Below are 7,807 nucleotides of genomic sequence, written 5' to 3'. Positions count from 1 at the left end.
ACCCTCACCAACGCCAAAAACACCTACGACCCCACCCACACCCTCACCCCCGGCCACAACATCTTCCCCTAACACCACCCCCCACCCACCAACCACCAACCACCAACCACCAATTCGACGCATTTCGAAAACCCGGGATCGGAAACACCTCCCCCCACGACCGTGCAACCGAGCCGGAAACCCGGGCCCTTCTGCGCACTTCCGAAAAGCGAACACGCACCACGCGAATGAGCCGGGCACCCTCAGGTGCTTCCGGCTCCTCGCGCTTCCCGTACGACCCGCGCGACCCCTCCGTAGGGTTGTCAGGTTCCCGCCATGGGAAGGGGCAGGCCACAAGACCGCTCCCCGGGAGGACGCCCGTGCGCCGCACCACCACAACGAGCACCAGGACCAGGACCAGGACCGCCACCGCCCTGCTGGTCGCCACACTCGCCGCCACCGCCCTGGGGGCGGCCCCCGCCCGGGCCCGTCCGGCCGACGACCGGCCGATGACGCGTCAGGTGGAGGTGTTCGCCGAGGACGGCGGCATCTCCCGCGCCCAGGCCCCGGCCGCCTCCCCGTACCTCGCCGACCGCGTCGCCCAGGGCGTGGCACCGGCGCGGGGCGACGGCGAGGTGACGCCTCTGGTGCGCAACGGGGAGCCGGCCACGAAGCTGGACGTGGTGGTCATCGGCGACGGCTACACCGCGCAGGAGCAGGAGAAGTTCCGTGCGGACGCGGCCCGGAAGTGGCGCGAGGTGACCTCCGTCGAGCCCTACGCCACGTACCGCGCGCTGTTCAACGTCTGGGCCGTGTCCGCCGTGTCCCCCGAGTCCGGGGTGACCGGGGATCCGGACCAGGCGACGGTGCGGCACACCGCGCTGGGCTCGTACTTCTGGTGCGACGGCGTGGAGCGGCTGCTCTGCGTGGACGAGAAGGCCGTCGAGTCCTACGCCGCGAAGGCCCCGCAGGCGGACCTGGTGCTGGTGGTGGCCAACAGCGCGAAGTACGGTGGCGCGGGCTACAACGACGTCAAGTCCCCGCTCGGCTACGAGGGGATCGCCACCGTGGCGGGCGGCAACGCGCGGTCCGGGCAGATCGCGGTGCACGAGACCGGGCACTCGCTGGGCAAGCTGGCCGACGAGTACGTGTACGACGGCCAGGGGACGTACCAGGGCGCGGAGCCCGCCGAGGCCAACATCAGCACCCTGACCGCCGACCGGATGCGCCGGCAGGGCACCAAGTGGTCGCGCTGGCTGGGCCAGGCCTCGCCGGACGGCGGGACGGTCGGCGCATACGAGGGCGGCGGCTACTACCCGGCCGGGCTCTACCGGCCGACCGAGAACTCGATCATGCGCTCGCTCGGGCGGGAGTTCAACCTGCCCGGGCGCGAGGCCATGATCGCGGGCTTCTACCGCCACGCCACGCCGCTCACCAGCCCCACCCCGGCGGGCAGCCGCCTCACCGCCGCGGACCGCCTCACCGTCGAGCTACCGGTGCCCGGCACCCGGCTGCACTGGTACCTGGACGGCCGCCCGCTGCCCCGCCTCGCCGACCGCACCGCACTGGACCTGACCGAACTCAAGCTGACCGGCCCGCCCTCCCGGCCGCACCTGCTCACCGCCGTCGCCACCGACCCGACCCCGGCCGTCGCGGACCCGGCACTGCGCCCGGAGCTGACCGCCACCCTGTCCTGGACGGTGACGCGCTAGCCACCCCCCTCCGGCGCCCGGGCGGCGCCGGCCTCTCCGGGCCGTGGGTGGCAGGGGGAGGCCGGCGCCGCCGGTGGGGCTACGGGAGCGGGAGGCGCACGACCTGGGGGTCGTGGTCGCTGAGCTGGGTGCTGAACTCGCTGTTGATGTGCACGATGTCGTAGCTGTACGAGGTGGCCGCCAGCGCGCCGGAGATTAGGATGTGGTCCAGCACCTGGGAGTTGCCCTGGTACACGTAGGTGTAGCGCTCGGGCAGCGGCAGGGTGCGCGGGAGGTCCACGAGCGAGCCGCCGGCGGTGAGGATGTCCGCCGTCTGGGAGAACTCGAAGTCGTTGAGGTCCCCGAGCACGACGACCGAGGCGTTCGGGTCCACGGCGAGGATCTGGTCGGTGAAGTTCTTCACCACGGTCGCCTGGTCGTGCCGCTGGCTCTCCGAGGGGCGGGCCGGCTGCTGGTAGCGGCCGAACAGGGGCTGGTCGCCGCCCTTGGAGTTGAAGTGGTTGGCGATCACGAAGACCGGCTTGCCGTTCCAGCGGAACTCGCCGGCCAGCGGCTTGCGGCTGGAGGAGAAGGCCGGGTTGGTCGGGTCGATCCGCCCGGGCGAGTAGGCGAGCTGCGGTGTGCCGCCCGCGTTCACGACCGAGTCGGCGGTGGTGGAGCCGGCGCCGGGGCGGTCGGTGAAGGACAGGCCGCGGTCGGTGCGGAACAGGAACACCTGGCGGATGTTGCCGCCGGGCTGCCCGCCGTCCTGGCCGTCCACCGGGTCGATCTCGCGGTAGGAGTAGGCGGGGCCGCCGGCCGCGGTGATGGCGGCGGTGAGCTTGGCCAGGGTCTGGGTCGCGCTGACCGTGCCGTCGTCGGTGGCGCCGCTGTTGTCCTGGATCTCCTCCAGGGCGACCAGGTCGGGGGCGCGCAGGTTGGTGACGATGCCCGCCGCGAGGCCGTCGAACTTGCTCTGCGGGTCGGACGGGGCGAGGTTCTCCACGTTGAAGGTGGCCACGGCGAGCTGGCCGGCCGTCGGCGCGGCGGTGGTCTCCGGGGCGGTCCCGCCCGGGGTGACCGTCGGCGTCGAGGTGACCTGGAGGGTGAAGTTGCCGAAGGCGTAGTCGAGCACACCGACGGTGGCGCCGGTCAGGGTGTCGCCGACGTTGGCCGTCGGGGTGGGCGCGAGCGCCTTGCCGAGGACGACCCGCTCCGGGTTGCCGTCGTTCGCCTGGAGCAGGATGCCGCCCCGGCTGGTGCGGGTGCCGCTGCCCGGCGGGACGACGGGCAGTTCGCCGTACTTGTTGGTCGGGCCGACCACGGCCGCGTTGTCGATCTCGACCCGCATGCCCTCCAGGGACTCCCAGAAGTCCAGGCCGTCGGTGGCCGGTTGGAAGTTCCCGGCGGTCTCGACGTCGCCGGAGGTGACGCTGGAGATCACTGCGGACGGGGGTATCCGCCCGCCCTGGCCGACCACGGTGGCGGCGGGCAGCGGCACGTTGTGGGCGACCACCGTGACGGTGGGGGCGGTCAGTTCGGTGATCGACAGGTTGGTGGTACCGCCCGTGCCGCCCGGGCGGTACTGGGTGACGGTGGCGCTCACCGTGACGGAGTCGCCGACCGCCACCGAGGGCGCGCCGGCCGTGTAGACGTAGACGCCCTCGCTGGTGGCGGGGTCGTTGTCGGGCTGCGGGTCCTGGTACCAGAAGCCGTTGGGGCCGACGGCCGTCACCACACCGGGCACCGCGCTGACGGCGCCGCCGGCCAGCGGGGAGGTACGGGCGGCGCCCTGGATGTCGTGGATCCGGGTGCCCGTGGGGGTTCCGCCGCCGGTGGAGGCGGAGTTGCGCGGCACGGGAGCGCCGGTCACGAAGTCCGTCGCGTTGTTGTCGGTGTCGGTGGCGCCGCCGCCCGCGCGCAGGGCGGCGGTGCTGTTCGACAGGTTGCCGGTCGGCGAGCCCTCGGCGGAGCTCGCGCCGGTGCCGTAGCCGACCAGGTCCCTCACCCCGGACTGGCCCGCGCACCCCGAGGAACAGGTCAGCGCGGTGCCGTTGGTGACGAGGGCGACCTTCCCGGAGGTCGCGGACATGGCGATCGTACCGGTGGCGTCCGCCGCCGGCAGGGCGCTGCCCGCCCCCGTCCCGGCGGCCTCCTGGACGAGGAAGTAGTGGCCGGGCGCGATCGTCCCGGAGAGGGTGGTCCGCGACCAGCTCGACCCGGCGGCCGAGGCGTACTGCACCGTCCAGCCGGTGACGGACACCGGCGCGGTGCCGCGGTTGTAGAGCTCGACGAAGTCGTTGGCGTACGGGGCACCGGAGTTGCCGCCCCCGCCGTACACCTGGCTGATCACGATGTCGGGCGAGGCGGCCTGCGCCACGCCGCCGGGCAGGGCGACCAGGGCCGCCACCACGGCCGCGGCGGAGACCGCCGCGGCCGTTCGGCGTCGGACGCGCGGTGTCCTCGGGTTCCGGGGGTTCGGGGTGCTCCGCATGAGGCTGACTCCTGACCACCGCCCGGGCGCGTGGCCCGGCGGTCGAGACCACGGATGGGAAAAGTCGGGCGCTGCGGTTCTAGCAGCGCCACCAGATCCCTACCGGTCGGATCAGGCAACGGCCAGACGTACGGCGGAAGAACGTTCCCGCGCACGGCAAGTGGGAGGATCGCCTCCGCTACGGCCCCACCTCCGGACCGTGGCACGACGCGGCCGGGCGTGACGCGACCGGCCGTGACGGCGCCGGGGCGGGCCGCGGCGGGCGCCGCCGCAGTGGCGCCAGTTCGCGCTCCAGGGTCCGCACGTCCAGCGCTATCCGGGACGCGATCCCGCCAGGGCCGGTGCCGACGGGCAGCCGGCGCGACCACGAGCGGGGCTTGGCCGGGCCGTCCTGGACCATGTGGAAGTTGAGCCGCAGCACGTCCGCGATGTCGACGAGGGTCACCAGGATCCTGGTGTCCGCGAGGTCGATGCAGACTTCGTTCCCGATGCACGAGCAGGCCACCAGGCCCGCGATGTCCTCCTCCGCCAGGTATCTGGCCAGGGGCACCGCCCTTCCCCGGACGAGAAACGGACGTTCCACCGGAGCCACCGGAACCGCCTCCTCCCCAGCAGCCGTACGGTGCTCGGCCGCGGCGCAAGCGCACCGCAACAGACCGGGCCCGGCCTATGCTCCACCACAGAGGGCGGCTTCGCCAACTCGGAGTCTCACCAAGCGATTTGGGCGAACGCACCGGACCGGCGCACCGGCGCACGCCCCAGCGCACCCGGTCGGTCGGACGGCCCCGCAGCGGGGCGGGGCGGCTCCACGGCCCCGGACGCGCCGGTGCCCGCCCGCGCGAGGCGGACGGGCACCGGCGGTGGTGCGCGGGACGGACGGGCCCCGCTGCTCAGCGCCCGCCGCGGCCGTTCAGCACCAGGGAGCGGGTCAGCGCGAGCAGACCGCCGGTGCACAGCGCGGTACGGAGCATGTTCACCGGCACCCAGCTGTCCGCGAACTTGGCCCGCACGGCGGCGAGGTCGTGGATCTGCGCGGCGTCCCCGGCGGCGGCCAGCTCGTTGTTGAGCGGGATGTTGACGCCCATGGTGACGATCAGCGCCACCACGTACAGCGCCGTCGCCAGGCCCGCCCACAGCGCCGCCTGCCGCCGGCCGGCCTTGTGCAGCAGCCACGCCGCGAGGCCGGTCGCCGCGAAGGCGCCGACGAAGACCAGACCGAACAGCCCGTTCTCGATCGACTTGTTGATGTGCTGCATCGCCGTCACGTACGTCGCGTCGTCCCCGGCCGCCAGGCCCGGCATCACCGACACGTCGAAGGCGAAGAACAGCCCCGCCATCAGGCCCATCGCCACGGTGGCACCCACCAGCAGCGGACCCGCGGCCTTGCTCTGTCCGACGGCCTGCACCGAACTCCCCACCCCCACACCACCGACGGCCGACGGCGCCGCGTACGACAACGGAACCGCGGTCTGATCCGAACGCATCCCAGGACCCTCTCAGTATTCCGGCTCCGCGGGCTGCGGCGCCGACGAACGTGGAACACCCGACACCGCCCACCGTGCTGCGGGCGGCGCAACAGAACCGCGACAACCGGAACCCCGGTGGCCGGCGGGGCACATGCGGCGCCGTCCGGTGCCGGGCCCGTCCACCGGTGCACAGGCCCACCGACCGGTGCACAGGCCCACCGACCGGTGCGCAGTCCCGCCGACCGGTGCACGGGCCCGCCCCGCGGCACCGGGCCCGCCGAAGTGCCCGGGCCGCGGCCCGCACCGGCGGCTCAGAGCACCGCGGCCAGCCCACGCCGGTACCGCCGGTCCAGGACCGTCCGCCCGAGCAGCCGCACCGGGGCCGGGATGGTCGCCGAGACCGCCCGGACCGAGGCCGCGTCCGCGCCGTCGAACATCCACGGCTGGAGGTAGGTCATCACCTGGGTCGGCGCGCTGCCGATGATCCGGCGCTCGACCCGCAGGTACTCGTCCACCGACAGGCCGGCCAGCGCGGGGAAGACCACCGGCTCCTCGTGCCGCAGGTGCTCGCGCACCAGGCTCTCGAACGCGTCGGCCGCCTCCGGGAGTTCGGCCGGCAGCCCGGAGCCGAGCACCCCGGCGACCCGGCGCATCGAGGCGTCCAGCGCCTCGTGGTCCTCCTCCAGGACCCCGCTGCCGTCGAAGCCCGCGACCCGGCCACGCAGGTACGGCCAGAGGATCTCGTCCTCGCTGTGGTGGTGCCAGTCGATCACCGCCCGCAGCCGCCCGAACCACTCCGCGAGCGGCGCGGAGGAGCCCGCCGCACCGCGGCGCGCCGCGGCGGTCAGCCGTGCCGCGTCCCGGCGCATCGCGACGTGCATCAGGCCGAAGCCCTTGAGCTGCTCGGGCAGGGCGCGCAGCCCCTGCTCCGTCGACCAGACCGTCGTGCCGTCCGTCATGACCAGACCTCCAGAGTCCGTTTCGATTCCCTACCAGCGCCCGGCCGTGACCGGGCTGTCGGAGCCGCCCCGGACGGGTCGGCTCACGCGTTCCACACGCCCGAGGCGGCGGCCTCACGGGCGTAGTCGGCGAAGTCCCGCGGCTCACGGCCCAACGCCCGCCGCACCCCGTCCCCCAACGACGCGTTGCGGCCGTCCAGGATCACCGAGAACAGCTCCGCGAAGTCCGCCGGCAGCCCCGCCTCCTCCAGCACCGCCCGGTACGCCTCCTGCGACACCGCCTCGAACCGCACCTCACGCCCCGTCGCCGCCGACAACTCCACCGCCACATCCGCGAACGACAGCAACCGCGGCCCCGTCAGCTCGTACACCTCCCCCGCGTGCCCCGCCTCCGTCAACGCCGCCACCGCCACGTCCGCGATGTCCTCCGCGTCCACGAACGGCTCCACCGCACCACCCACCGGCAACGCCAACTCCCCCGCCAGCACCGGCTCCAGGAAGAACGACTCACTGAAGTTCTGGTTGAACCACGCGCACCGCACCACCGTCCACGCAGCCCCCGACTCCATCACCGCCTTCTCCCCCGCCTCCGCCGCCTCCTCACCACGCCCCGACAGCAGCACCAGCCGGCCCACCCCCCGCCGCGCCGCCAACCGCGAGAACGCCCCCACCGCCTCCACCGCCCCCGGGAACGCCAGATCCGGGTAGTACGTCAGGTACGCCGCACTCACACCCTCCAGCGCCGCCTCCCACGTCCCCTCGTCGTGCCAGTCGAACGGCACCGCACCCGAACGCGAACCCACCCGCACCTCGTAACCCCGCGCCACCAGCCGGTCCGCCACCCGGCGCCCCGTCTTCCCCGTCCCCCCGACCACCAGCACGACACCGGACTCGACCGCGAGATCCACCACACCAGCCATCACACACACCCTCATTCCAAGACTCGGAGCAATCACCGGAGACCGATCCTTCGACGGCGCCGGTTGCGCCCGATCGGTTCATCGTCGTGCCACCATTCAAATCCCCCCTGGCCGGGCGATCCATAGCCGCCGCTCTCAGTTCCATGCGCGAGCGTCTACGTCACCGGTGCGAGCACCGACCAGCGGCGCTCCGCCCGTCGACGGCCGTCCGCCCCCGCGGCCGGGGCACCCCGCCACCCACCACAACACACCCCACCTCCGCTCGAAAGCGCTTTCCAGCACCTCTCGACCCCCTCTC

At 73.4% G+C, this 7,807-nt stretch carries 6 protein-coding genes; 1 reads left to right on the top strand and 5 read right to left on the bottom strand.

Annotated elements, in window-relative coordinates:
- The first annotated feature begins 359 nt into the window (after positions 1-359).
- Positions 360-1,691 carry a M64 family metallopeptidase gene (locus tag ACH5AR_RS33580; protein WP_396305317.1) on the top strand — a complete coding sequence of 444 codons (1,332 nt, stop codon included), beginning with the start codon at positions 360-362 and terminating at the stop codon, positions 1,689-1,691.
- 79 nt (positions 1,692-1,770) lie between these two features.
- On the opposite strand, the gene ACH5AR_RS33575 is transcribed toward ACH5AR_RS33580, so the two are convergent.
- From ACH5AR_RS33575 to ACH5AR_RS33555, 5 genes are all read right to left on the bottom strand, one after another.
- Positions 1,771-4,164, bottom strand: a complete 2,394-nt coding sequence (locus ACH5AR_RS33575; protein WP_396305316.1) for a lamin tail domain-containing protein — start codon at positions 4,162-4,164, stop codon at positions 1,771-1,773.
- Between the two features lie 178 nt (positions 4,165-4,342).
- Entirely contained in the window at positions 4,343-4,714 is a 372-nt protein-coding gene (locus tag ACH5AR_RS33570) for a hypothetical protein (RefSeq protein ID WP_396305315.1), read from the bottom strand.
- Between the two features lie 340 nt (positions 4,715-5,054).
- The gene (locus tag ACH5AR_RS33565) at positions 5,055-5,570 is read right to left on the bottom strand and encodes a DUF1772 domain-containing protein (protein WP_396305314.1); all 516 of its coding nucleotides are present in this window, start codon (positions 5,568-5,570) and stop codon (positions 5,055-5,057) included.
- 371 nt (positions 5,571-5,941) lie between these two features.
- Positions 5,942-6,589, bottom strand: a complete 648-nt coding sequence (locus tag ACH5AR_RS33560) for a hemerythrin domain-containing protein (protein WP_396305313.1) — start codon at positions 6,587-6,589, stop codon at positions 5,942-5,944.
- A gap of 83 nt (positions 6,590-6,672) precedes the next feature.
- The gene (locus tag ACH5AR_RS33555) at positions 6,673-7,509 is read right to left on the bottom strand and encodes an NmrA family transcriptional regulator (protein ID WP_396303455.1); all 837 of its coding nucleotides are present in this window, start codon (positions 7,507-7,509) and stop codon (positions 6,673-6,675) included.
- Positions 7,510-7,807 lie beyond the last annotated feature (298 nt).

It is taken from the genome of Kitasatospora sp. NPDC018619 (assembly GCF_044391605.1).
Taxonomy (GTDB): Bacteria; Actinomycetota; Actinomycetes; order Streptomycetales; family Streptomycetaceae; genus Kitasatospora.
Note: the sequence above shows the minus strand (reverse complement) of the source record. Positions and strands in the feature narration are given on the sequence as shown.

What these genes read in the sequence shown, in the direction of transcription:
- ACH5AR_RS33575 (WP_396305316.1), bottom strand. Translation starts at nt 4,164, where the DNA reads ATGCGGAGCACCCCGAACCCCCGGAACCCGAGGACACCGCGCGTCCGA.
- ACH5AR_RS33560 (WP_396305313.1), bottom strand. Translation starts at nt 6,589, where the DNA reads ATGACGGACGGCACGACGGTCTGGTCGACGGAGCAGGGGCTGCGCGCC.
- ACH5AR_RS33555 (WP_396303455.1), bottom strand. Translation starts at nt 7,509, where the DNA reads ATGGCTGGTGTGGTGGATCTCGCGGTCGAGTCCGGTGTCGTGCTGGTG.